We start from the raw sequence: 24,362 nt of genomic DNA, 5'->3' as shown, positions 1-24,362 counted from the left end.
TCCTGAGGCGCTGACCTGGGAGTTCCGCGTCCACCCTCGATGAGGTGCGGGGCCCGCTCCTGACAGGTACCCGGGAGTAGGCATACCCTGCCGACGTCCTGATCACCGGGCTGCGGCCCGTCCCCCTCCAGGAGCGACCGTGACGAGCTTCGCCTCCCTCGCCGACCTCACCTCCGCCGTCGGCACCGAGCTGGGCACCAGCCAGTGGCACACGATCGAGCAGCGGCAGATCGACCTGTTCGCCGAGGCGACCGGCGACCACCAGTGGATCCATGTGGACCCGCAGCGGGCCAAGGAGAGCCGGTTCGGCTCGACGATCGCGCACGGGTACCTGACGCAGTCGATGATCCCGGTGCTCGCCAAGGAGTGCTACAGCGTCGAGGGGGTGCGGATGGCGCTCAACTACGGGTCGGAGAAGGTGCGCTTCCCGGCGCCCGTGCCGGTGGGCACCGCGATCCGGGCCACCGCCGAGCTCGTCTCGGCCACCGAGGTGCCGGGCGGGGTCCAGGCGGTCGTGCGCTTCACCATCACCAGCGCGGAGAGCGCCAAGCCGCACTGCGTCGCGGAGACGATCACCCGCTTCTACGCCTGACCCGCCGCCCGGGGGCCCGCCCGCAGCGGCGGGCCCGCACTCCAATTGGCCTGTACGCCGATCGGCTCGCACTCCTATCGGCCCGTGCTCCGATCGGCCCGCACTCCTATCGGCCCGTGCTCCGACTGGTCCGTACTCCGATTGGCCCGCACGGACGTCTCCACCGGGTCCGGACGGCTCACGGGGCGTAATCTCCGACGAGATGGTTGTCGCACCGCGTGGGGGCCGCACCCGGCCCGCCCCGTGGTGCGCCCCCCGGCATGCCCGGTAGCCGTGACCGTCCCTGGAGGAGCCGTGCCCCGCCCTGCCCCGTGGTTCTCCCGCCTCGCCGGTCTGACCTCCCAGCTCGCTCCTCCGCCCGCACGCCCGGCCCGCGGCCCGGGATCCAGCCCGGGATCCAGCCCGGGACCCGGCCTCGCCCAACTGCCCCGCGCGGCCTGGCACCGCGTGCGGGCCGAGGCCTTCGGGGCCGACCCGCGCGGCGAACGACTGGCCCGCATCCACCGCTCCCCGCAGTTCGCCGACGGCTCCTTCCGCAACCCGCTGCCCACCCGCCGGCTGGTGTACGAGCGCAGCCCGCTGGAGATCACCCTCGCCCAGCTGTCCGGCGACAAGACCCGCCGGGCGCCCGCCGCCGCCGTACCGGTGCACCGGCTCCTGCCCTCCGACCTCGCCGAGCCGCCGGAGTCCGGGCTGCGGCTCACCTGGCTCGGGCACGCGACCGTCCTCGCCGAGATCGGCGGACGCCGGGTGCTGCTCGACCCGGTGTGGGGCGAGCGCTGCTCGCCGTTCGCCTGGACGGGCCCCAAGCGGCTGCACCCGGTGCCGCTGCCGCTCGCCGAACTCGGGCCGGTGGACGTGGTCGTGGTCTCGCACGACCACTACGACCACCTCGACATGGCGACCGTCCGCGCGCTCAACGGGACGGGCGCGGTGTTCGCGGTGCCGCTCGGGGTCGGTGCGCACCTGGAGCACTGGGGGGTGCCGACTGCGCGGATCGTCGAGCTGGACTGGTGGGAGTCGGCCGAGGTCGCCGGGCTGACGCTGACGGCCACGCCCGCCCGGCACTACTGCAGCCGGGGACCGCGCACGAGCGCGCTGTTCCTGTGGGCGTCCTGGGTGGTGGCCGGCGGCGGGCACCGGATCTTCCACAGCGGGGACACCGGCTACTTCCCCGGCTTCGCCGAGATCGGGCGCCGGCTCGGGCCGTTCGACGCGACGATGATGCAGGTCGGCGCGTACAGCGACTTCTGGCCCGAGGTCCACATGACGCCCGAGGAGGGCGTGCGGGCGCACCTGGACCTGGGCGGCGAACTGCTGCTGCCGATCCACTGGTGCACCTTCAACCTCGCGCTGCACCCGTGGGAGGAGCCGGCCGAGCGGGTGGTCACGGCCGCCCACGCGCTCGGCGCCCACCTCGCGGTGCCCCGACCGGGCAAGCCGTTCGAACCGGTGAATCCGCCGGCCCTGCGGCTGTGGTGGCGGGCGGTCGCGGCGGCGGCGCGCGGGAGCGTCGACCCGGTGGTGGTCCGGGAGACGGGTTTCAGCGAACAGATTTCAAAATCTGTTCGCTGAAATCTGTTATCTGTTATCTGTCTTCTGTCAGCTGTCTTCTGTCGTCTGTCACCCGTCGCCCGTCGCCGCTCCCCCCGACGTCCGCCCGCCCCCCACGCCCTGCTCCCTACGTCCTACTCCCCCAGGACGTCCCGCAGGGCCCGGGCCTCCTTCACCACCCGGCCAGAGCCGCCCTTCGCCGCCGTGCCCGTCACCTCGGCGATCACACCGCGCGTCCCCGTCCGGCGGGCGCAGTCGGCGGCCAGCGCGACGAGGTCCCCGAGGCCACGCACGCTCTGGTCCCCCGCCAACAGGACCGGCAGCGCGGCGCCGAGCACCGACCACACCGTCGCGTACGCCCCCGTCCCGGCCGCGAGGCCCAGCGCCGAGGCGAGCCGGGTGGGCTTCACCACACCGCACTCGACCAGTGCGCCCAGCTCCCGCCCGAGGAGCGCGCCGTCGAGGTCGCCGCGGGCGGCCAGCACGAGCAGCGCGTCGACGGCCGCCGTCCGGTCCTCGGCGTGCCGGGCACCGAGCCCGTACCCGAGGACCAGGTGCAGCGCGAGCCCCGCCCGCCCGCCGGCCTCGGCGAGCACGGGCAGCAGCGGCCCCGCCCCGCGCTCGTCGAAGTCGGCCGCCGCGGCGAACCAGTCGAGCCAGCGGGCCGCCAGCTCCTCGCGGTGCCACGGCAGCATCGCCGCCCAGTGCGCCGTCGGCATCCACAGCCAGTGCCGCTGCGCCCGGACCCGCGCCACGCTCGGCTCGGTGCCGTCCAGCAGCGCCCGGAAGTCGCCCGCGAGCCGCTCACCCGCCGGTCCCTCGGGCCCGGCGCCGAGGCCCGGCTGGGCGACGGCGACCCGGTGCAGGTCCTCCCACCAGCGCTCGCCGTAGAGGTGCGAACTCCGCGCGCCCCGGCCGGGCGCGAAGACCACCCGCTCCGACGGCTGGGCGGGCAGGCCGCCGCCGCGCAGCCACTGAGCCACCCACCGCCCGGCGGGCGTGGGCACCGCCTCCGCCGCGCGGAGCACGCCGGCGTCGGCCGGCCCGACCCGCAGCAGCGCCGAGCACAGGTCCGCCTGGCCCGGCGTGACGCCCGCCGCCGCGTACCCGGCCAGCCGCTCGACCAGCACCGCCGCGTCCAGCGCTCCGGTCGCGTCGGTGGGCGTGGCCAGCAGGTACGGCGGGCGGTTCGCCGTCACCTGCCACGCCGCCTCCTCCAGTCGGGCAGCGAGCACCCGGCCGTGCAGCGTCGTGTAGTCGCCGCGCAGCGGGGAGCGGCCCTTGCCGCCGAGGAAGTCCCGGAGCCGGTGCGGCGGCGTCCGGCCGGCCGCCGCCGTCGCGACGTAGAGGACGCCCCCGGGGCCGCAGTCCTGCCAACGCCCGACGTCGTTCCACTCGTGCACCCGAAGGACCGGCCCCAGCGCCTCGACGAGCGCGGCCCGGTCCTCGCAGGCGTGCCGCACGAGCCCGTCCAGGACGCGCTCGAACACCGCGACCTCCGGCGCCGAGGACGCGAGCAACGCGGACAGCTCCTCCGCGACCTCCGCCGCCGAGGCGATCGGCGCCCCGAGCGGCAGCGGCTCGGGAACGGGCGGCAGCAGCTCGTTCCACCCGGTGTCCGGGTCGTCCCCGCCGACCGGTGCGCCGAACAGCTCGCCCGCCCGCGGATGGTGGACGGGGTTCAACCCCTCTGCGGCGAAGAGGAGTTCGGGCAGCACCGCGCTCCCGGCCGCCTTGAGATGACGAGCCACCACGTTCAACGCCCGCTCCTGGACGCCCGCGTCCGGGTGCCCGAACACCCCGGCCGCGGCGAGCACCACCGCGCCCGCCCGCTCCGGCGAGCGCCGGGCCGCCTTGTCCAGCCACCCCAACTGCGCGCGCACCAGCTTCTTCTCGGCCCGGAACAGCACCACCGCCGAGGCCTCGCCCAGCAGTTCGGGCTCGACCAGCCCGGCCTCGTCCAGCCCGGCCAGCTCCTCCTGCGCGTACCCGGCGATGACCGCCAGGCCGTCCAGCATCGCCACCAAGTCCCGTGCGCGGGCCGCGAACTCCTCGGGCGTCGGCGCGAGGGCGCGCAGCACGTCGGCGAAGAGCCGCTGGTCGGCGGGCCGCCCGCCGCGCAGCAGCCGGGCCAGGCAGCGGTCGAGCACCTCGCCGCGCTCCAGCACCCCGGAGGAGGCGAGCTCCGCGACGGCCTCCGTGAACACGTCCCCTGGCCGGTTGCTGAGCGACCAGGACAACAACTGCCCGACGTCGTCGAGTTCGAAGACCCTCGGTATCAGCACCGGGGTGAAGGCGTCGGCGCGCAGCTGCTGCGCGAGCGTCGGGCGCGCGCCGGTGCGGCCGATCTGCCCGTTCAGCCACTCCCGCACGAACGGCTCGCTCTGCGGCACCGCGCACCCGGTGCGCCGCACCACGGCCTCGACCACCGGGTGGAGCGACCAGCCCCAGCCCGGCACCGCCCGCTCGGCCAGCCGCGCGGCCACCTCGACCTGCCACTCCACCGGCTGCGCCGCGACGACCACGGCCAGCTCCCGGGGCAGCGTGCCGCTGCGCCCGCCGAAGTCCCGCCCGCCGATCCAGGTGGCCGCCCCGGCCGGACCCGCGTGGCAGCCGGCCCCGGCGACCAGCAGGGCGGCGGCCCGCGCGTTCGCGAGGTTCGACCACTCGCCGCGGATCTCCCGGCGCTGCTCCTTCAGCCCGGGCACGCAGGCCCGCCGCTGCGCCGGGTCCAGCGCGGCGAGCAGGCCGGGCACCGCCCGCACCGCACCGCTCCGGACGGCCGCGAGCAGCTCGCCGACCCCGTCCGCCATCGCCACGGCCGCGTCCGCCGATGCCACCGCGTTCACGCCCCGGCCTCCTTGCCGTCCCGTACGATCCCCACCGCGAGCGCGTGCTTGCACGGCCCGCGCCCGCCGCGGTACTTGGCCCACCACAGGCAGGTGCAGCTCACCCGGCCCGCTTCGTCCGTCCGCACCCGCTGGACATGGTCGTCCACCGTGACGACGGCCGTCGCACCGCCCTCCTCCAGCCGCACCGCGCCCGCCGCGACGAGCGCCCGCGCGGCCCGCAGCCGCGGGTTCGCCGCCTCGGCCCGCCCGGCGTCGTACGGGAGCTGCCGGTGGAAGTAGGCGGCCTCGGCGGTGTCGTAGCCGATCTGCCCGGCGGTGCCCAGCCTGGTGAGCGCGGCCCGCACCCGCTCCGCGGTGAGCCCGGACTGCTCGGCCAGGTCGGCGACCTCGATCCGCGGCTCCCACGCGAGCAGGACGGAGACGAGCTCGGCGTCCCGCTCGACGGTGCCGGTGGCCAGGGCCCCGAGCACGCCGCCCTCGCCGGAGAACCCGCGCGAGGCGTCCGGGGAGAGCGTCAGCGTCAGCCGCATGCCCGGCAGCACGACCTCCCACGCGGAGGCCGCCGGGCCGGCCAGGGCCGCACCGGCCACCGGCCCGTACACCCGAAGCGCGAGCGCGTGCCGCAGCACCCGCTGGAGCGCGACCAGCCGCTCGGGACCGGGCAGGCAGACCGCGCCGGGCACCGGACGGGTGGTCGGCCGCAGGGTGCGCCCGGCCGGCACGACCCACCCGACGCCGCCGCGCCCGCCGCCCCCGCCGCGCGGCAGCGAGCGCAGGAAGCGGACCGCCTCGGCGGCGGGCAGCTCGGCCCGCAGGTCGAAGCCGGCAGCGGTGACCTGCGTCTCGGCGAAGCCGCGCAGCCAGCGCTCGGGCAGCGGCACCTTCTTCTCCACCACCGGCCCGTCGAAGGTGGTGACCTCCAGCGCGTCCGGCCCGACCGCGAGGTGCAGCGGCTCGGCCGGGCCGATCCGGGTCAGGGCCTCGCGCAGCGGGTTGTTGACGTCCACGTTGGTGGTGCCGTGGCCGATGTCGTCGCCGTCGAGTCCGGCCTCCAGCACGTCGAGCCGGGCGTAGACGCCGCAGCAGCCGGAGAAGGACTCGAAGCGCAGCCGGTCCCCGTTGGCGGTGACCACCGGGTCGAGCGAGGCGCGCAGCTGCGGCTGGTAGTAGCGGGCGGCGGCGACGTCCGCGACGGCGAGCAGCGCGGCGGCGGCCGGCGCCGGGTCGGCGAGGAAGCCCGTGAAGAACCGCGGGTTGGCCGCCGCGCCGAGCGGCGTGGCCCCGCCCGAGGTGGCCAGGTCGAGTCGCCGGCCGGCACCCGCGGCGTCCGGATCGAGCACGGCGGAGGGGCGCAGATAGGCGTACGCGTGTGCGGATTGCGTCATGCCGAGCACGCTAGGTGAGGGCACTGACAATTCCTCACCCGCGAGCGCGACTGAAACAGGTTCTACATCTCTTTCGCCCCCTCGATGGTTACCCACGTCACACCGCCACCGGTTGGCATCTGCCACTATGGGCCCGTGACCGACCTGACCGAACAGGCGAGACGAGCCGACGCCCCGGCCGGCTCCTTCGCCTCGCTGCTGGAGATCGAGCGGCTGGACGAGAACACGTTCCGGGGCCGCTGCCACGCCGGGGCGCCGATGCGCGCGTTCGGCGGACAGGTCGCCGCGCAGGCGCTGACCGCCGCCGGGCGCACCTGCGACGGCGAACGCGCCGTGCACTCGCTGCACAGCTACTTCCTGCTGCCCGGCGACCCGACCGAGCCGATCGACTACGAGGTCGACCGGATCCGCGACGGCATGTCCTACACCACCCGCCGCGTCACGGCGGTGCAGAACGGGAACGCGATCTTCACGCTCTCCGCGTCCTTCAAGCGCCCCGAGCCGGCCGCCGAGCGCCACCGCCCGATGCCCCCGGTGCCCGGCCCCGACGGGCTGCCGGACGCGTTCTCGCTCTGGGAGCCGGCCGCCCGCGAGGCCCTCGCCCGCACCGAGGGCTTCCGCGAGCTCGAACTGCGCTTCGTCCCGGACGACGCGCCCGGCCTGCCGGAGGCCGTCCCGGGGATGCCGCAGCAGTTCGTCTGGTTGCGCACCGGCTCCCCGCTGCCGGACGGCGACCCGCTCCTGCACACGTGCGCGCTCACCTACCTGTCCGACCTCACCCTCGCGTCCACCGCCGGACTGCACGTGCAGCCGAACTTCTTCCGGCGCATCGAGCCGCCCCGGCTGCTGATGGCCTCGCTGGACCACGCGATGTGGTTCCACCGCCCGTTCCGGGCCGACGAGTGGCTGCTGTTCGCCCAGCGCAGCCCGTCCTCCTCGGACGGCCGGGGGCTGTCGCTCGGCGAGTTCTACGACCGGGACGGGCGGCTCGTCGCCTCGGCCGTGCAGGAGGCGCTGATCCGGGAACGGCGCTGATCCGGGCCGGGCCCGGCGGCCGGCGCCGCCCTGCTCAGCGCCGTCCCGGGCCTCCCCGGCACGGCGGTGACCGCCCGGCGAACGGAAGGGGGCCGGTCGGCGTCATACTCCTGAGCGGCCCCGGCCCGTATCATGGTGCGGGTGACCAAGGTTGACCTGTCACCACGGCCGGTGGAGGCGATGTCTCCGCGTCAGCTCGAACGCCGCGAAAGCCTGATCGCGGCGGCGCTCGCCCTGGTGAACGAGATCGGCGTCGAGCGGCTGCAGATGAAGCAGGTCTGCGAGCGGTCCGGAGTCGCCCTGGGGACGGCGTACCGCTACTTCTCCTCCAAGGACCACCTCCTGGCGGCGGCGATCGCCGAGTGGCACCGCCTGCTGCTGGCCGACCTGGTGGCCGAGCTGCGCGGGCCACGCGCCGGGCTGGGGGCCACGGACCGGGCGGTGCGGTTCGTCCGCGGCGGGATGCGCGCCTACCAGCGGCAGCCCGAGCTGGCGCGGCTGCGGGTGGCCGTCGCCGCGTCCACCGACCCCTTCGCCAGCGAGGCGCTGCAGGGCATGGCCCGGGCCGACAGCGCCGCGCTCCAGGCGCTGATGGGCGAGGTGCCGGGCGCCGCGAGCGACCTCGTGCGGCACATCGTGGGCCACGCCTGGCAGGGCGAGCTGACCGCGTGGGTGACCGGCCGCACGACGCTCGGGGACGCCAGGCGGCGCCTGGAGGACGTGGTGCGGCTGGTCCTGACCCCGTACGAGACGCCCTACCCGGCGCCCTACGAGGTCCAGACCGTGGTCCAGACCACTGCTGTACCGGCCACCGCGGTCCAGACCGCGCCGGTCCCGACCACCGCCTAGACCGGGCCCCGCCTAGACCCGGCCCCCGCCGGGTGCCGGTCCCGCGACCACCGTCACCGGGTGGGCCACCACCGCACCGAACAGGTAGCCCTCCCGGTTGAACTCCGCCGACCGCGGCTGCGTGCCGCCCCGGCGGTCCGTCGCCCGGGCGAGCAGCTCGTGGCGGCCGGGCCCCGCGGGGCGCCAGGCGATGCTCCAGCGCGTCCAGTCGCGGGCGCGCGGCTCGTCGTGCAGCTCGGCCCGCCGCCACGTCCGGCCGCCGTCGTCGCTCACCTCCACCCGGAGCACCGCGGCCCCGCCGGACCACGAGCGGCCGTGCAGCCGGTGGGTGCGCCCGGCCGCCAGCACGGCGCCCTCGGCGAGCTCGAAGGCGCACTTCGGCACCTGCCGGCTCAACGGGGCGCCGCCGCCGGGCGGGTGGCCGGGGCCGAACATCCGGTAGAAGTCGGTGTTCCAGGGCGAGGACAGCGGCCGGTCGGCGACCTCGATCGAGCCGAGCCACTTGATCGAGGCGATGCCCACCCAGCCCGGCACCACCAGTCGGGCCGGCGCGCCGTGGTCGGGCGTCAGCGGTTCGCCGTTCATCCCGTAGGCGAGCAGCACGTCGTCCAGCGCCTTGGCGAGCGGCAGCGGGCGGCGCACCGGGCCGTGGTCGACGCCGTCGCGGACGTAGTGCGGGTCGAGGCCGGCCGGCAGCAGGTCGACCGCGCCGGGGCCCAGCCCGGCCTCGCGCAGCACGTCCGCGAGCCGGACGCCGTACCAGCTCGCGGAGCCGACACCGCCGAGCGCCCAGGGCGTGCCCGGGACGCGCTGGTGCTGGCGGCTCGCGTAGTAGCTGCGGCCGTTCCCGGCGCACTCGATCAGGGCGCTGATCCGGCTGCTGGGCAGGGCCCGGAGGTCGTCGAGGGAGAACTCGACCGGCTGGTCGGCGGACGGGGAGCCGCGCAGACCGGTGCCGAACAGCCGCAGCCGCCACGTGCCGGGGTCGATCAGCGGGGTGCGGGTGTGGTTGCGGACGAAGAACCGTTCCACCGGGACGTGCCGGCCGATCGCCGCGCGGCCGTCCGCGCCGCGCAGCGCGTCCCAGCGCATCTCGGCGTTGGTGTCGTGCGCCACGAACCACGCCGCGGGCAGCGGCTTGACGATCCCGGGCACGTGAACGGACTCAGGGGCGGACTCACGAACGGATTCCCGAACGGACACCTCGGCTGGTGCGTGGGCGGGCGCATGGACGTCATCGGCCATGGGCGGACTCCTTCCCTCCGAACGGAAGGCACTGTGCGCCACCGTTCCGTCACGCTCCGGATGGTACGGCCGCGCACCGGCCCCCCGTAAGACGGCCGGGGGGGCTTGACCTTCTCACCGGTGTGAACACCTACCGTACGGACGAGCCGCGCCCCGCACCCACGGACAGGAGCACCCACGATGGCGTCCACCCCCTTCCCCCCGCTCGCCCGGATCGTCCGCGGCACCGGCCCCGGCCTGCTGCTCGCCCACGGCGCCGGCGGCAGCGCCCGGGACAACTGGGGCCCGCTACTGGCCGGCCTCGCCGCCCACCGCACCGTCGTCGCCCCCGACTACCCCGGCTCCGGCGACACCCCCTACGAGCCCGGCGAGCCCACCCTCGACGACCTCGCCGACCGGCTCGTGGCGACCGCCCACGAGGAGGGCCTCGACACCTTCGACCTGGCCGGCTACTCGCTCGGCGCCGCCGTCGCCGTCCGGGCCGCCACCCGCCACCCCGGGCGGGTCCGCTCGCTGCTGCTCCTCGCGGGCGTGGCCGGCGGCTCGGCGCGGCTGCGACTGCTGGCCGACCTCGCCATCGACCTCGCCGACCGCCCGGCCGACCTGACCTGCCTGATGCTCACCGTCGTACTCGGCGGGACGTGGATCGACGCGCTCTCCCCCGACGACCTCGCGTTCCTGCGGGAGTCGCTCGACTCGCCCGTCCCGGCGGGCTTCCGGCAGCAGTTCCGGCTGGCGGGCCGGGCCGACGTGCGCGCCGAGCTCGCCGCGATAGCCGTGCCGACCCTCGTCGTCAGCACCACCGAGGACCAGCTCGTGCCGCCCGGCCAGCACCGACTCCTGGCCGACGGCATCCCCGGCGCCCGCCTCGCCGAAATCGCCTCCGGCCACCTCCCCGTGGTCGAGCGGCTGTCCGAACTGCGTTCCGTGGTGCTCGACTTCCTCAAGGAACTGGACGCCACAGCCGTCTGAGGCCTGGCGCCGAGCCCTCGGGGAACAGCGGGCAACGGCGGGGAACACCGCCCGTCGACGGGACGTTCGCCCGGTCATGCGCATCGGAGAAGTCTCCCGCCTGACCGGGGTGTCCAGCCGCCTGCTCCGCTACTACGAGGAGCAGGGTCTGCTCGAACCGGCCCGCTCGGCCGCCGGCTACCGCGAGTACGCCGAGGCCGACACCGTCCGGGTCCGGCAGATCCGCAGCCTGCTCGCGGCCGGCCTGTCCACCCGCGTCATCGCCGAGATCCTCCCCTGCGCCACCGGCCCGATCCCGGCCCTGGAGGCCTGCCCGGACCTGCTCGCCACGCTGCGCGGCGAACTCGCCGACATCGACTCGCGCATCGACGAGCTGACCCGAAGCCGCCAGGCCCTCGCCCGCTACCTGACCACCGCGCACGCCCCGACGCACGAGTACGCGGCCTGACCACCGCGTGCCCCCGACGCACGAGTACGGAGCCTGACCGTCACCGGCGAGCGGCCGTGACGGGACGTAAGTCCCCTCCCGCCGCCTCCCCGGCGCGCCCTCCCCGCCCTCGCGGTGCGAACTGGACATAGTGCGATATGCAGCCGAATCCCCGTCATATCGCCGCCGCCCCGGTCCGCCCCGCGAGGTACGAGAGGTACGCCCGATGAGCACCCAGCCGCCGCAGTCCGAGCCCCGCCTCAAGGGTCCGGACGAACCCGCCGCGACCCTCCCCGTCGACCGGGTGGTGTTCGGGGTCGGCGCCGTCCTGGTCCTGGCGGTGGTCGCCTGGGGCATCTTCGCCGAGGACTCCCTCGGCCGGACCTCGAAGACGGCGCTGGGCTGGGTCCTGCACAACTTCGGCTGGCTGTTCGTCGTCGCCGCCGACGTGTTCCTCGCCCTCACCGTCCTGCTGGCCTTCAGCCGCTTCGGCCGCATCCGGCTCGGCCGCGACGACGACGAGCCCGAGTTCTCCACCCTCGCGTGGGTCGCGATGATGTTCAGCGCCGGCATGGGCATCGGCCTCATGTTCTACGGCGTCGGCGAGCCGCTGCAGTTGTTCGCCGCCCCGCAGCCCGGCTCCGGCCTCGAACCGCAGAGCGCCGCCGCGGCCCAGCAGGCCATGGAGTTCTCGCTGTTCCACTGGACCCTGCACCCGTGGGCGATCTACGCCGTCGGCGGCCTCGCGCTCGCCTACACCACCTTCCGCAAGGGCCGGGGCAACCGGATCTCCTCGGCCTTCGTCCCGCTGATCGGGCAGCGCGGCGCGGACGGCTGGCCGGGGCGGGCGATCGACCTGCTCGCCGTGTTCGCCACCGTCTTCGGCTCGGCGACCAGCCTCGGCCTCGGCGCCCTCCAGGTGGCCGACGGGCTCGGCTACATCTCGTCCGTCCGCAACACCCAGAACGCCCAGATGGTCATCATCGGCTCGCTGACCGCCGCCTTCGTGCTGTCCGCGTTCTCCGGCGTCCACAAGGGCGTCAAGTGGCTCTCCACCGCGAACGTCGTGCTCGCCTCGCTGATCATGCTCTTCGTGTTCGTGTTCGGGCCCTCGGTGTTCGTCCTGGACGCCGTCCCGTCCACCGTCGGCGGGTACCTGTCCGACCTGCTCGCGATGTCCACCCAGACCGGCGCCTTCACCGACGAGAGCTGGCTCGGCTCCTGGACGATCTTCTACTGGGCCTGGTGGCTGTCCTGGGCGCCGTTCGTCGGCACCTTCATCGCCCGCATCTCGCGCGGCCGGACCATCCGCCAGTTCCTGCTCGGCGTGCTGCTGGTGCCCAGCGGGGCCACCGTCGTCTGGTTCTGCGTGATGGGCGGCACCGCGATCCGGCTGGTCACCACCCGCACCGCCGACCTCGTCGCCACGATCCCGCAGGGCGCCGAGGCCTCCCTGTTCGAGATGCTGCGCTCGCTGCCGCTCGGGTCGGTGACCAGCGTCGTCGCGGTGGTGCTCGTGATGACCTTCTTCATCACCAGCGCCGACTCCGCCTCGCTCGTCCTCGGCTCGCTGTCCAGCCGGGGCTCGCTGCACCCGCGCACGTGGCTCGTCGTGGTGTGGGGCGTGCTCATGGGCGGGGTCGCCGCCGCGCTGCTGCTCGCGGGCGGGCTCACCGCCCTGCAGAACGCGACGATCCTCGTCGCACTGCCGTTCGTCGTCGTGATGCTGCTGCTCTGCGTGTCCCTCGTGAAGGAGCTGCGGGAGGACCCGGCCGCCGGGCCGTCCCGGTTCCACCCGGCGCACGGACTGCGGGACGCGGTCCGCGTCGCGGTCGGCGAGGCCCTCGCCGACGCGGGCCGCCGCGACCGCACACCACCCGTCTGACCAGCCAAGACGCCCCGCCCGAGCCAGGTTGGGGCGTATCCGCCCCAACCGACGTCCAACCCCCGTCCGGACTTAACCCGTGCGTACCGACCGTTCATTCCGTCCTGCCACCCTCCGTGACATGAACGCCTTCCCTCCGGCGACCTACCAGGAACCGCGCTTCCCGCTCCCCCAGCGCCACCGCCGCCTGCTCGCCTGCGCCGCCGTCCTCGCCTCCATCGTCCTCGGCACCTTCGGCGTCGGCGCGACCGTGGAGACCGTCCAGCACGACACCGTGACGACGACCGCCACCGCCGGCAAGTAACCGACCGCCCCACCGGACCCACCAGCACCGCCGTCCCCAGGGGCGCGGTGCTTTCGCATGTCCGGGCCGGACAGCCCGGGAGGGCCTCGGGAGCGCCTACTCGCCCTCGTCGCGGCGGGAGTGGCGGCCCGTGCCCGGGGAGGGGCAGAGGTCCAGCGCGGGGGCGTAGCGGGCGGCCGGGGGGCGCAGGAGCCACGCCGGGGGACGGGTCGCACGCGGGGCGGGGGTGATCAGGCCCAGGCGGTGCAGGAGGTCGAGGGCGTCGCGACGCAGCGCGGTGCGGTCGGCGAGGTAGTCGCGGCGCCAGCCGGCCGGGAGGCCGTACTCGTCGGCGATGTCGCCGAGGACGCCGTCTATCAGCGCGTCGGGGATCGGCACGTCGCCGTCGGTCGGGTCGCCGGGCAGCGGGCGGACCTCCTCGACGAGGCGCTCGACGAGCAGCAGGGCCGCCTGCGGCAGGGTGCCGGCACCGGGCAGGGCGAGGTCGGTCAGTTCGTCGGCCGGGTCCAGCAGGGCCACCCCTTCGGCCCTCAACTCGGCTTCCAGGCCGAGGAATTCGCCGAGTGCGGCGGGCCCGCTGAGTCGGTGGTCGCGCAGCCATTCACGCTGTTCGCCGGGGAGGTCGGCGGCGAGGACGGCGGGGGTCTCGGCGAGCAGGCGGCGCACGGCGGTGGCGGGTTCGGCGTCGGCGGCGCGGCGGATGAGGTCGGCGGCGCCGTCGGCGAGGGCGGGCGGCCCGGCGGGGACGGCGCGGGCGAGTTCGCGGTCGACGGTGAGCACGCAGGAGCGGTCGGCGGCGGCCGGGTCGTCCGGGAGTCCGTCGAGCACCTGCCAGCCGGCGAGCGCGGCGAGGGCCATGGCGCGGTCGGCGGGCGCGGCGGGCAGGTCGGGCGCGGCGGCGCGCATGGCGTCGAGCAGCCGCCGGTACGGGAGTTGCTCGGGGGCGTCGACGAGCAGGGCGAGCGCGAGGGCGAGCTGGGCGTAGCCGGCGGGGGTGAACGGGGTGCCGGTGCCGGGGTCGTGGAGGCGGCGGGCGGCGGCGGGGCCGAGGCCGGCCTTGTAGAGGCGGGCGTGCCAGGGGCCGACGACGAGGCGGTAGCCGAGCAGGGTGTCGAAGCGCTCGGTGAGCCAGTCGCGGTGACGGCGGATCAGCGGGAAGCCGTCGGCGTGCGGGCCGGAGGCGGTGACGAGGGGGTGGGCGAGCAGCAGCCGCGCGGCGATGCGGCGTTCGGCGGCAGCGTCGGGGTGCGGCGGGTCCTGGGGGCCGCGATCCCGGGCCTCACGCTCATGGGCAGCAGGCTCATGGGCAGCACACCCCTGGGCGGCACACTCCTGGGCAGCACGCTCCTGGACATCGCGGTCCCGGGCTTCAAGGGGCTGGACGTCACGCGGCTGCTTTTCGCACGCCTGCGTTCCGCACGCCTGGACCGCGCACCCCTCGGTTTCCCGCTCCTGGGCGGAACGATCCTGCGCGCCGGGCAGCAGCCGGGTCCGCTCGGGCTTGCGGTGCCTTCCGGGCTTGCCCGCCTTGGCGCCTGAGCGCACGACGGGCGGCGCGGCGGCGTCCCGGCGGGCGCGGCGCAGGCCGCGCACCGGGCGGGCCTCGCGGACGCGGCGCACGGCGGCGGCGTGCGCTGTGGGGCCGTGCCACCAGCTAATGTCGGCGTCGGCCGGCACGTCGGCCGGAACACCGAAGTGACGGGCCGGATAGAGGCCGAAGGACGCGGTGCACAGGTCGTCGGCGATGCCGGGGCCGGCCGCGGCGAACCAGTGCGCGAGCCGCAGCAGCCCCGGATCCGGCGACAGCTCCCGCCCCGCCGGGGACTGCCCCTTCACATCGTCAGACCTACTGCCGGGAACGGGGACGGACGCCGTGACGGACGGCGCGACGGATGCACAGGAGGTCGCGGACGCAGCGGCGGGGGCGGGTACGGCGAGGACGGCGTCGGTGGTCCCCCGCCCCGTTCCGCCCGTGCGCCCGTCCGGCCTGCCGTCCGCCACCCGGGTGGCGGAGGCCGCGTACTCCTGCTGCTCCATGTCGGGGACCAGACTAGACGGTGGCCGGGTCACCCGTCGGCAGCAACCGGGCCCCGGGCGGACATCCCGGCCAAGTGGCCGCCCGCCCTCCGCTACGTCGCCGACGGCCTGCGGGCACCGCCACCCCGGCCCCGTCGCGCCCCCGCCACAGCCCCATCGCGCTCCCCGAGTACCGCTCGCCGAGGTGTCATCCCCCGCCCCCGAATGGGGTTACGCACCGGTAACCCGGTCTACCGCCGCGCCGGACGGTCGCCTAGGGTTCGAGCGCGAGGCCCGTTCCCCCCCACCCTCATTCCCGGAGGTCAGCAGCCGCATGAGCATCAGTACGACCACCCGAGCCGTCCTCGGCGGGCGCCTGCGCTCGACCACCGGCCTGCTGGGCGGCTTCGCGGCCACCTCGGCGGCACACCTGGGCGCGATCCTCTCCGGCACCTCCGTGCTCCGCAACGCCACCAAGCCCGCCCTGATGCCCCTGCTGGCCGCGCACAGCGTCTCGGCGGCGACGGCGGCGGAGCGGGAGGCGCCGAAGCTGCTGGCACCGGCGCTGCTGCTGAGCGCGGGCGGGGACGTACTGCTCCAGCTCAAGGACGACACCGCGTTCCTGGCCGGAATGGGCTCCTTCGCGGCGGCGCACGTCTGCTACGTGACGATGTTCGTGCGCCAGGGGGCGCTCACCGACCGCAAGCGCGCCCTCCTGGTGGCGGCCGCGTACGCGGGGGCGTGGGCCGGCATGATCGGGCAGCTCTGGCCGGACCTCGGGGACCTCCGGGTGCCGGTGGCGGGCTACAGCCTGCTGCTCGCCTCGACCGCCGTGACCTCGGCGGGGCTGGGCTGGCGCACCGGCCTGGGCGGGGCACTGTTCCTGCTCTCCGACACCCTGATCGCCACCCAGCTGGCGAAGTGGCGCGAGCTGCCGGGGCATCAGTTCTGGATCATGGCGACGTACATCCTCGCCCAGTACCTGCTGGCCGACGGCGCCCTGAAGGCCGAGCAGCGGCAGGCCTGAGCCCGCCCCGAGGCGCCCTGGCGTCCCGGGGCACCGCGGCAACACCATCGGGACACCACCGCGCCGCCGGTCCGAGAACGGTCCGGCGGCGCGGCGGATGCGAGCGGGAGGCACGCGGAAGGGCCATCAGGCACCGCGCCTCCGCAGCAGCCAGAAGCCGCCGACCCCGCCGGCGACGAGCACCAGGCCGCCCGCCAGCTCGGCCGGGTCGCCCGCGACCGAGCCGCCGAGGCCGGTGTGGACGGAGCCGTGCGGGGCGACCTGCTGGCTCCCGGCACCGGACTGACCGAGCGAACCGGCCCACTCCCCGGCCGCCTTGCCCCAGTCGCCCAGGCCTTTGTCGGGGCCTTTGTCGGTGCCCTGGTCCGGGCCCGTGACGGTGGTGACCGTGACGGACGTGGAGAAGGCACCGCCGTCGGGGCAGGTGCCGTCGACCTTGCTGTCCCCGCCGTGCTGGCCGGCCAGGCGCGCGGAGCCGCTGTGCTTGCCGTCCGGGCCCAGGGTGAGGGTGGCCGGGCCGCCCTCGAAGGCCGCCGAGTGGGCGGTGATGGTCTTCGCGTCGGGTTTGTCCGACTTCTCGCAAGAGACCGTGACCGTCACGGTCTGGCCCGGTGCGGCCTGGGACGGGCTGACCGAGGCCGCACCGTCCCTGGCGATCGCGAGGGGGGCCGTCAGACCGGTCAGTACCGTCGCGCCGATCAGGGCGGCGGCGGCCGTACGCGTGGGGCGCATGCCGGAACCTCCGGGATTCTCGGGCGCGGCCGGGGACTCCCATGTCCACGTGGTCGAACAACCGCACCCAGTCACTCACCGACGGTAGGCACCCCTTCGGCGCCCGGCCACCGCGCAGGACCGTTCGGGTTACGGGCGGTAGCTGTGCGTGACACGGAAGCTGTGCGTGACGCGGTAGCTGTGCGTGACTCAGAGATCCAGGTCGACGACCACCGGGGCGTGGTCCGAGGTGCCCTTGCCCTTGCGCGCCTCGCGGTCGACGTAACTGTCGGTGACGGCGTCGGCGAAGGGCTCGTTGGCGTAGGTGAGGTCGATGCGCATGCCCCGGTTCTTCGGGAACGCCAGCTGGCGGTAGTCCCAGTAGGTGTAGGGGTGGTCGTACTTGAGCGGGCGGGGCACGACGTCGTGCAGGCCGACCTCGCCGAGGGCCTCCAGCGCGGCCCGCTCGGCCGGGGTGACGTGCGTGAGGCCCTCGAAGGCGGCGACGTCGAAGACGTCGTCGTCGGTGGGGGCGATGTTGAAGTCCCCGAGGACGGCGAAGGGGCGCGGCCCGGCCGCGTCGTCGGCGGAGGCCTTGCGCAGGGCCTCCAGCCACTCCAGCTTGTAGCGGTAGTGGGCGTGGTCGACCTCGCGGCCGTTGGGCACGTAGACGGACCAGACCCGGACGGGGCCGCAGGTGGCGGCGATGGCGCGGGGCTCGACGTCGGGCAGCAGGGCGTCGTCGGCGAGGTAGCCGGGCTGGCCGGGCAGGTCGCGCACGACGTCGTCGAGGCCGAGCCGGGAGACGATCGCGACGCCGTTCCACCGGCCGTTGCCGTGGGCGGCCGTCTCGTAGCCGAGCGCGCGGACGTCCTCGTAGGGGAAGGCGTCGGCCGCGCACTTGAGCTCCTGGAGGCAGAGCACGTCGGGCTTGGCGCTCTCCAGCCACTCCAGGAGCTTGGGCAGCCGCGCGGTGACGGAGTTGATGTTCCAGGTGGCGATGCGGACGGTCACGGCGGGCGGCCTTCCCGGGTCGTACGGACGGCGGACGGGGCGGGCGCCCGCTGGGAGCGCCCACCCCGAACATACCGCCCGCTACCGACAATCCCGGCAGGCTCCGGTCCGCATCTCAGCCCGCGGGCCGGACCACGGCGGCCGCGCCGCCGCCGCGCCGCACGGGTTCGGCCGCGGCCACCCAGCGGCCGTCCGGCAGCCGCTCGACGCCGGTCGCGGCCCCGATCTCGTCCACCGGGCTGAAGCGCTGCCCGAGCGCCTCCAGCCCGGACCGCTCGGGCAGCGCGAGGAAGCCCGGCTCGGCCTGGGTGGTGGCGGTGTTGCGCTGGCTGGCGCGCGGCGCGGCGATGGCCTGCTCCAGGCTCAGGCCGCGGTCGAGGCGGCCGAGGAGCACCTGGAGGGTGGTGGTGATGATGGTCGCGCCGCCGGGGCTGCCGGTGGCGAGCAGCGGCTCGCCGTCGCGCAGCACGACGGTCGGCGACATCGACGAGCGCGGCCGCTTGCCGGGCCCGGGCAGGTTGGGGTCGGGCACGCCGGCCGCGAGCGGGGCGAAGTCGAAGTCGGTCAGCTCGTTGTTGAGCAGGAAGCCGCGGCCGGGGACGGTGATGCCGCTGCCGCCGGTCTGCTCGATGGACAGGGTGTACGCGACGACGTTGCCCCAGCGGTCGGCCACGGTGAGGTGCGTGGTGTTCTGGCCCTCGTACGGCTCGGGGGCGGCCTGGCCGCCGTCCGCGCACTCGGCCGGGTCGTACGGGTCACCGGGGGCGAGCGGGCTGGTCAGGGCCTTGTCCGGGCTGATCAGGCAGGCCCGGGAGGCGGCGTAGTCGGGCGAGAGCAGTTCCTTCGTCGGCACGTCCGAGAAGCGCGGGTCGCCGAGCCAGCGGTTGCGGTCGGCGAAGGCGATCCGGGAGGCCTCCAGGAAGTGGTGGTAGTACTGCGTGCCGCTGTAGCCGGAGACGTCGCCGTTCTCCAGGATGCCGAGGGCCTCGCCGACGGTGGTGCCGCCGGAGCTGGACGGTGCGATCGAGTAGACGTCGTAGTCCCGGTAGGCGACGTGTGTCGGGGCCTGGCGGCGGACCGCGTAGGAGGCGAGGTCGGCGGCGTCGACCTTGCCGGGTCGGGCGTTGCGCCCGGAGGCGGGGTCGACCGGCGGGTGCTGGAGGGTGTTGACGACGTCCCGGCCGATGTCGCCCTGGTAGAACGCCTTGGTGCCGTCCTTGCCCAACTGCCGGTAGGTGGCGGCGAGATCGGGGTTGCGCAGGACGGAGCCGACCTCGGGGAGCTTGCCGCCGGGCAGGAACAGCCCGGCCGTCGCCGGGAAGTCCTTGAAGCGGCTGTAGTTGTCCTCGGTCATGCCGCGGAAGGTGGCGTTGACGACGAAGCCGTCGTCGGCGATCCGCTCGGCGGGCCGCAGGTTCTCGGCGAGCGAGCGCGAGCCCCACTGCCGTAGCGCGTCGTCCCAGGTGGCCGCGGTGCCGGGGACGCCGACCGACAGGCCGCTGGTGACGGCGTCGGGGAAGGCGAGCGGCTTTCCGCCCTCCAGGAAGAGCCCGGTGTCGGCGGTGCGGCCGGCGGTCTCGCGGCCGTCGATGGTGTGCACGCGGCCGGTGGCGTGGTCGTAGTAGACGAAGTACCCGCCGCCGCCGATCCCCGACGAGTACGGCTCGGTGACGCCGAGGGCCGCGGCGGCGGCGACGGCCGCGTCCACCGCGTTCCCGCCCTTGCGCAGCACCTCGATCCCGGCGGCGGTGGCCTCCGCGGACACCGTGGACACGGCCCCGCCCCACCCGACCGCCTCCGGCACGTGGGCCGGCGGCGCCACCGCCCCGGCCGGCCCGGCGGCGGACCACACCAGAGCACTCGCGAGCAACAACGGTGGCGCGAGGCGGGTCAGAGCCCTCATCCCATTCCTCCTGAGTCGGCGTCAACTCCGTTGTTTCACAGGAGGTGTGATCCCGACAACCACACGGCGGCGGCGAAGTGCGGCGACCGGCCCCGACCCCGGCCTCTGACGGCCGGGACCACTGGAAGGCCGAGGGCTGACCCTTCGGGAGTTTGCGGGCGGAGGGACGGCCGACGATCAACAGATAACAGATGACAGAAAACGAAATCTGTCATCTGTTATCTGTTCGCTGAAAGTTGTTCGCCGCCCCCCGCCCTACAGCGCGCTGCGCTCGACCCGGCGGCGCTTGATCGTGCGGAAGCGGCGGGCGACCTGGCGGGCGAGGTCGGCGGCGCCGACCAGGCCCGCCTCGTTGCCGAGGGCCGCGTGGACGATGACGGCCTCCGGGCGGAAGCCCCGGCCGGTGAGGGTGCGCCGGAAGGTGTCCCGGGCGGGGCCGAGCAGGAGGTCGCCCGCCTCGGAGACGCCGCCGCCGATGACGAACCGGCCCGGGTCGAGGGCCGCGGCCAGGTTGGCGATGCCGACGCCCAGCCAGGTGCCGACCTCGTAGAGCAACTCGGTCGCCGTCGGGTCGCCGGCCTGCGCGGCCTCGGTGACCAGCGGGCCGGTGATGCCCTCGACGGTCCCGCCCGCGAGGGCCAGCAGCGGCTGCACCACCGGCGACTCCTCGGCGATCAGCTCGCGCGCGTCGCGCACCAGCGCGTTGCCGGAGGAGTACTGCTCCCAGCAGCCCCGGTTGCCGCACGGGCAGCGGTGGCCGCCGGGCACCACCTGCATGTGCCCGAACTCGCCCGCGAGCCCGTACTTGCCGCGGTCGACGTAGCCGTCGCGCACGACGGCCCCGCCGATGCCGGTGCCCAGCGTGAGCATCACCATGTGGTCCTCGCCGCGCCCGGCACCGAAGCGCCACTCGGCCCAGGCCGCCGCGTTGGCATCGTTCTCGACGATCACCGGGAACCGCAGCCGCTCGCTGAGCGCCTGCTGGAGCGGCTCGTTGCGCCAGTTGAGGTGGGGGGCGAAGAGCACCTTGGAGCGGTCGGCGTCCACCCAGCCGGCCGCGCCGATGCCGACGGCGTGGACGTCGTGCCGGTCGGCGAGCTCCAGCACCAGTTCGACGATCACGTCCTCGACGACCTTGGGGCTCTTGCTCTTGTGCGGGGTGTCGGTGCGCAGCTTCTCCAGCACCTTGCCCTCGCCGTCCACGACGCCCGCGACGACCTTGGTGCCGCCGATGTCGATGCCGATGGTGGGCAGCCGCAGTATCCCGGCGGGCAGGGCGCGGCGGCGGCGTTCGGCGCGCGGGCCGAGGCCGAGCAGGGTGGGCAGGACGGCCGGCCGGGTGCTGCCTTGGGGGCTGTTCACGGCTTCGGACGCTCCTCACGGGTGTCGGAACGGGTGTCGGAACGGGTGGTCTCGGAACGGGGGGCGTCGGAACCGGTGGTGTCGGAACCGGTGATGTCGGTACGGGTGTCGTCAGGGCCGGACGCGCCGCGCGGGCCGCCGCCCGCGTTCGGCCGCGCCAGCTCGTGGGAGAGCTCGGCGAGGTCGGAGCCCCCGGCCATCTCGGTGGTGAGCTGTTCGAGCCCGATCGCGTCGCGCGGGTGGCTGCCGGCCATCCGGCCTCGCTTGAGCAGGGTGAAGTGGTCGCCGACCAGGTACGCGTGGTGCGGGTTGTGCGTGATCAGGACGACCCCGAGCCCGGCGTCGCGCGCCGCGGTGACGTACTTGAGCACGACGCCCGACTGCTTGACGCCCAGGGCGGCGGTGGGCTCGTCCAGGACGAGCACCTTGGCGCCGAAGTGGACGGCGCGGGCGATGGCCACGCACTGGCGCTGGCCGCCGGACAGGGTGCCGATCGGCCGGTCGACGTCGTGCAGGTCGATGCCCATCCGGGCGAGCGCCTCGCGGGTGGTGGCGCGCATGCCGTCGGCGTCGAGGCGCAGGCCGCCCCAGCGGCGCAGGCTGCGCTCGGAGCCGAGGAAGAAGTTGCGCCACACGGGCATCAGGGGGACGACGGCCAGGTCCTGGTAGACGGTGGCGATGCCGCGGTCGAGGGCCTGGCGCGGGGAGTCGAACCGGACCTCCTCGCCGCCGACGGTGTAGACGCCCTCGTCGTGCCGGTGCAGCCCCGCGATGATCTTGATCAGGGTGGACTTGCCCGCGCCGTTGTCGCCGAGCACGCAGCTGATCTCGCCGGCCCGCAGGGTCAGCGAGACGTCCTGCAGCGCCCGGACGGTGCCGTAGCTCTTTCCCACGCCGTCGAGCGCGAGCAGTTCGCCCTCGGAAGGAATCCCGGCAGTCATCGCGGCCCCCGCTCGGCCCGGCGCTTGACGAACGCGTTCAGCAGGGCGGCGAGCAACAGCATCGCGCCCAGGAAGAACTTGAACCAGTCCGGGTTCCACTGCGCGTACACGATCCCCTTGCTGGCCATGCCGAAGATCAGCGCGCCGAGCGCGGAGCCGGCCACCGAGCCGTAGCCGCCGGTGATCAGACAGCCGCCGATGACGGCCGCGACGATGTAGATCAGCTCGTTGCCGACGCCCTCGCCGGACTGGACGGTGTCGAAGGAGAACAGCAGGTGCTGGCCGAGCACCCAGGCGCCGAAGCCGACGCCGAGGTAGAGCACGGTCTTCGTCCGGGCGACGGGCACGCCGACCGCGCGGGCCGCGGCCGCGTCGCCGCCGACGGCGAAGATCCAGTTGCCGAAGCGGGTGCGCAGCAGCACCCAGCTGCCGACGGCGAGCATGCCGAGCCACCACCACACGGTGGCCTTGACCGTCAGCCCGCCGACGGTGACCTCGGAGGCGAACAGCCAGCGGCAGGAGGCGAAGCCCTGCATGTCGGAGATCGGCTTGGTCGACACGGTGCCGGAGACGAGCTTGGTGACGCCGAGGTTGGCGCCGGTCAGCATCAGGAAGGTGCCGAGCGTGACGATGAAGCTGGGCAGCCTGGTGCGCCCGAGCATCCAGCCGTTGAACCAGCCGACCGCGAGCGCGGCGGCGAGCGAGGCGACGACGCCGACCCAGGTGACGGCGGTGAACTGGTAGGAGATCATCGACGAGGTCAGCGCGGCGGTGGTGACCAGCACGCCGGCCGACAGGTCGAACTCGCCGCCGATCATCAGCAGGGAGACCGGCACCGCCATGATCCCGATGGTGGACGCGGCGTAGAGCACGGTGCCCAGCGAGGCGACCCGCAGAAAGGGTTCGGCGGCGGCCGCGAAGACCAGGAAGACGGCGCCGGCGGCGATCAGCGCCCCGAGCTCGGGGCGCGCCAGGAGGCGCCGCAGGGCCGCCGGACGGTCCTGGACGAGGAAGTCCGCCGCACTCGGCGGGAAGCTCGACGGAGAGCCGGACGGAGCGCCGGGCGTAGGGCCGGACGGAGGGCCGGACGGGCTGCTCAACGGGTCCCCCTCGCGACGTACTCGGCGAGCGCGTCCGCGTCGTTCTTCGTGAGGATCTGCGGGCCGGTCGCGACCGGCTTGCCGCCGCCGAGCATGTCCAGGTTGGACTTGTACAGCCACAGCAGGTCGACGCCCTCGTAGCCCTGGAGGTAGGGCTGCTGGTCGACGGCGAAGCCGACGCTGCCGGACTTCAGCCCGGCGACGACCTGGGTGCCGAGGTCGAAGGTGTCGAGCTCGACCTGGCGGCGGGCGTCCTGGACGGCCTGGAGGCCGGTGGCGGCCATCGGACCGGAGAGGGTGAGCACGGTGTCGATGGCCGGGTCGGCCTGGAGCTTGGCGGAGATCGCGGCCCGGGCGTCGGGCATGTTGACGCCGTCGACGTAGAGCACCTGGAAGGAGGCGCCGGGCAGGGCGGAGCCGGACTGGGCGCCGGAGCAGCGCTGCTCCTGGCCGACGTTGCCCTGCTCGTGGATGACGCACAGGACGGACTTGCGGCCGCGGGAGGCGAGCTCGGCGCCGGCGGCCTGGCCGGCCGTCGTCTCGGCCTGGCCGATGTGGGTGAGCGCGCCGAACTTCGCGGAGTACTCCTGGCCGGAGTTGATCGTGATCACGGGGATGCCGGCGGCCTTGGCCTTGGCGAGGACGGCGGCCATGGCGTCGCCCTTGGCGAGGGTGACGAGCAGGCCGTCGACCTTCTGGTCGATGGCGGCCTGGACGAGCTGGACCTGGTTCTGGGTCTGCGCGTCGTTGGAGTACAGGAAGGTGATGTTGTCCTTGGCGGCGGCCTGCTCGGCGCCCTTGCGCACGCTGTCCCAGAAGGCGTCGCCGGGCCCGGCGTGGGTCACCATGGCGACCTTCCACCGCGGGGTGGTGACGGCGCTGCCGCCGGCGGCCGCGGCCTTGGCGCGGGCCTCCTCGGCGCGTCTGCCTCCGGTACTGCTGCAGCCGGCCACGGCGACCGCGACCGCGAGGACGGCGAGGACGGGCCGGAACCGGCGGGACGGGCGAAAGCGGGTTGTGCTCATCCCACGATTCTCTCCGTAACCGCGGTACGGGCTCGCACCGCCTCGCCCGGCGGCCGGGGCGGGGCGGACGGTAAGGTGCCTCGGGGCACCTTCCTGAGCGTCGGCTGGACACCTCGTCCGGCGGACGGCCGTCCGGGTGGCAGACTAGACGCCGATCCGAAAG

The 24,362-nt window shown here is 74.8% G+C and carries 20 protein-coding genes; 9 read left to right on the top strand and 11 right to left on the bottom strand.

The genetic code is table 11. From position 1 onward, the window contains the following. Positions 1-139: 139 nt before the first annotated feature. Both ACFVSN_RS10980 and ACFVSN_RS10975 read left to right on the top strand, forming a co-directional pair. On the top strand, positions 140-592 hold the full coding sequence (locus ACFVSN_RS10980) for a MaoC family dehydratase (RefSeq protein WP_380437893.1): 453 nt from the start codon (positions 140-142) through the stop codon (positions 590-592). Positions 593-1,015: 423 nt separating this feature from the next. Continuing rightward, positions 1,016-2,167: an MBL fold metallo-hydrolase gene (locus ACFVSN_RS10975; protein WP_380499996.1), complete on the top strand. Its 1,152-nt coding sequence runs from the start codon at positions 1,016-1,018 to the stop codon at positions 2,165-2,167. A 113-nt stretch (positions 2,168-2,280) separates the two neighbouring features. On the opposite strand, the gene ACFVSN_RS10970 is transcribed toward ACFVSN_RS10975, so the two are convergent. Both ACFVSN_RS10970 and ACFVSN_RS10965 read right to left on the bottom strand, forming a co-directional pair. Further along, positions 2,281-4,995, bottom strand: a complete 2,715-nt coding sequence (locus ACFVSN_RS10970; protein WP_387954580.1) for a DUF6493 family protein — start codon at positions 4,993-4,995, stop codon at positions 2,281-2,283. Continuing rightward, positions 4,992-6,383 carry an SWIM zinc finger family protein gene (locus ACFVSN_RS10965; RefSeq protein ID WP_380437889.1) on the bottom strand — a complete coding sequence of 464 codons (1,392 nt, stop codon included), beginning with the start codon at positions 6,381-6,383 and terminating at the stop codon, positions 4,992-4,994. Before ACFVSN_RS10965 ends, ACFVSN_RS10970 begins: the two co-directional genes overlap by 4 nt. A 135-nt stretch (positions 6,384-6,518) precedes the next feature. Between ACFVSN_RS10965 and ACFVSN_RS10960 the strand changes: the two genes are divergently transcribed. After that, positions 6,519-7,418 (top strand): acyl-CoA thioesterase, encoded by a 900-nt coding sequence (locus ACFVSN_RS10960; RefSeq protein WP_380437887.1) that lies wholly within the window; start codon positions 6,519-6,521, stop codon positions 7,416-7,418. Positions 7,419-7,559: 141 nt separating this feature from the next. Further along, positions 7,560-8,267, top strand: coding sequence for a TetR/AcrR family transcriptional regulator (locus ACFVSN_RS10955; protein WP_380437885.1), 708 nt, complete (start codon positions 7,560-7,562; stop codon positions 8,265-8,267). Positions 8,268-8,279: 12 nt separating this feature from the next. Here the strand turns inward: ACFVSN_RS10955 and ACFVSN_RS10950 are convergent, their stop codons facing one another. Then, entirely contained in the window at positions 8,280-9,512 is a 1,233-nt protein-coding gene (locus tag ACFVSN_RS10950; protein ID WP_387954577.1) for a sulfite oxidase, read from the bottom strand. A gap of 180 nt (positions 9,513-9,692) precedes the next feature. Here ACFVSN_RS10950 and ACFVSN_RS10945 point away from each other — a divergent pair, with 180 nt between their 5' ends. The 4 genes from ACFVSN_RS10945 to ACFVSN_RS10930 all read left to right on the top strand — a co-directional run bounded on the left by ACFVSN_RS10945 (position 9,693) and on the right by ACFVSN_RS10930 (position 13,100). Further along, complete coding sequence (locus ACFVSN_RS10945; RefSeq protein WP_387590201.1) at positions 9,693-10,484, top strand: alpha/beta fold hydrolase; 792 nt, start codon at positions 9,693-9,695, stop codon at positions 10,482-10,484. Between the two features lie 76 nt (positions 10,485-10,560). Then, on the top strand, positions 10,561-10,932 hold the full coding sequence (locus tag ACFVSN_RS10940; protein WP_387590198.1) for a MerR family transcriptional regulator: 372 nt from the start codon (positions 10,561-10,563) through the stop codon (positions 10,930-10,932). A 205-nt stretch (positions 10,933-11,137) separates the two neighbouring features. Next, on the top strand, positions 11,138-12,796 hold the full coding sequence (locus tag ACFVSN_RS10935) for a BCCT family transporter (protein WP_387954575.1): 1,659 nt from the start codon (positions 11,138-11,140) through the stop codon (positions 12,794-12,796). Positions 12,797-12,917: 121 nt separating this feature from the next. Continuing rightward, positions 12,918-13,100, top strand: a complete 183-nt coding sequence (locus tag ACFVSN_RS10930; RefSeq protein ID WP_380437877.1) for a hypothetical protein — start codon at positions 12,918-12,920, stop codon at positions 13,098-13,100. A 96-nt stretch (positions 13,101-13,196) separates the two neighbouring features. On the opposite strand, the gene ACFVSN_RS10925 is transcribed toward ACFVSN_RS10930, so the two are convergent. Continuing rightward, positions 13,197-15,137 (bottom strand): DUF2398 family protein, encoded by a 1,941-nt coding sequence (locus ACFVSN_RS10925; RefSeq protein ID WP_387590195.1) that lies wholly within the window; start codon positions 15,135-15,137, stop codon positions 13,197-13,199. A 313-nt stretch (positions 15,138-15,450) separates the two neighbouring features. Between ACFVSN_RS10925 and ACFVSN_RS10920 the strand changes: the two genes are divergently transcribed. Next, positions 15,451-16,143, top strand: coding sequence for a lysoplasmalogenase (locus tag ACFVSN_RS10920; RefSeq protein WP_380499826.1), 693 nt, complete (start codon positions 15,451-15,453; stop codon positions 16,141-16,143). 126 nt (positions 16,144-16,269) lie between these two features. Here ACFVSN_RS10920 and ACFVSN_RS10915 read toward each other — a convergent pair whose 3' ends face one another. The 7 genes from ACFVSN_RS10915 to ACFVSN_RS10885 form a co-directional block, all read right to left on the bottom strand. Further along, positions 16,270-16,875 carry a hypothetical protein gene (locus ACFVSN_RS10915; protein ID WP_380437871.1) on the bottom strand — a complete coding sequence of 202 codons (606 nt, stop codon included), beginning with the start codon at positions 16,873-16,875 and terminating at the stop codon, positions 16,270-16,272. A 189-nt stretch (positions 16,876-17,064) separates the two neighbouring features. Continuing rightward, positions 17,065-17,868: an exodeoxyribonuclease III gene (locus tag ACFVSN_RS10910; RefSeq protein ID WP_380437869.1), complete on the bottom strand. Its 804-nt coding sequence runs from the start codon at positions 17,866-17,868 to the stop codon at positions 17,065-17,067. 115 nt (positions 17,869-17,983) lie between these two features. Next, entirely contained in the window at positions 17,984-19,771 is a 1,788-nt protein-coding gene (ggt, locus tag ACFVSN_RS10905; RefSeq protein ID WP_380489435.1) for a gamma-glutamyltransferase, read from the bottom strand. Positions 19,772-20,026: 255 nt separating this feature from the next. After that, positions 20,027-21,133, bottom strand: coding sequence for an ROK family glucokinase (locus tag ACFVSN_RS10900; protein ID WP_380437863.1), 1,107 nt, complete (start codon positions 21,131-21,133; stop codon positions 20,027-20,029). Further along, on the bottom strand, positions 21,130-22,074 hold the full coding sequence (locus ACFVSN_RS10895; RefSeq protein ID WP_387590189.1) for an ATP-binding cassette domain-containing protein: 945 nt from the start codon (positions 22,072-22,074) through the stop codon (positions 21,130-21,132). The genes ACFVSN_RS10900 and ACFVSN_RS10895 overlap by 4 nt, the downstream gene beginning before the upstream one ends. Further along, positions 22,071-23,174 (bottom strand): ABC transporter permease, encoded by a 1,104-nt coding sequence (locus tag ACFVSN_RS10890; RefSeq protein WP_387590186.1) that lies wholly within the window; start codon positions 23,172-23,174, stop codon positions 22,071-22,073. The genes ACFVSN_RS10895 and ACFVSN_RS10890 overlap by 4 nt, the downstream gene beginning before the upstream one ends. Beyond that, positions 23,171-24,199 carry a substrate-binding domain-containing protein gene (locus ACFVSN_RS10885; protein ID WP_387954573.1) on the bottom strand — a complete coding sequence of 343 codons (1,029 nt, stop codon included), beginning with the start codon at positions 24,197-24,199 and terminating at the stop codon, positions 23,171-23,173. Before ACFVSN_RS10885 ends, ACFVSN_RS10890 begins: the two co-directional genes overlap by 4 nt. Positions 24,200-24,362: the final 163 nt, after the last annotated feature.

It is taken from the genome of Kitasatospora sp. NPDC057904, assembly GCF_042887925.1.
In the GTDB taxonomy this organism is placed as follows: Bacteria; Actinomycetota; Actinomycetes; order Streptomycetales; family Streptomycetaceae; genus Kitasatospora.
This window is presented reverse-complemented; position numbering and strand designations above follow the sequence as displayed.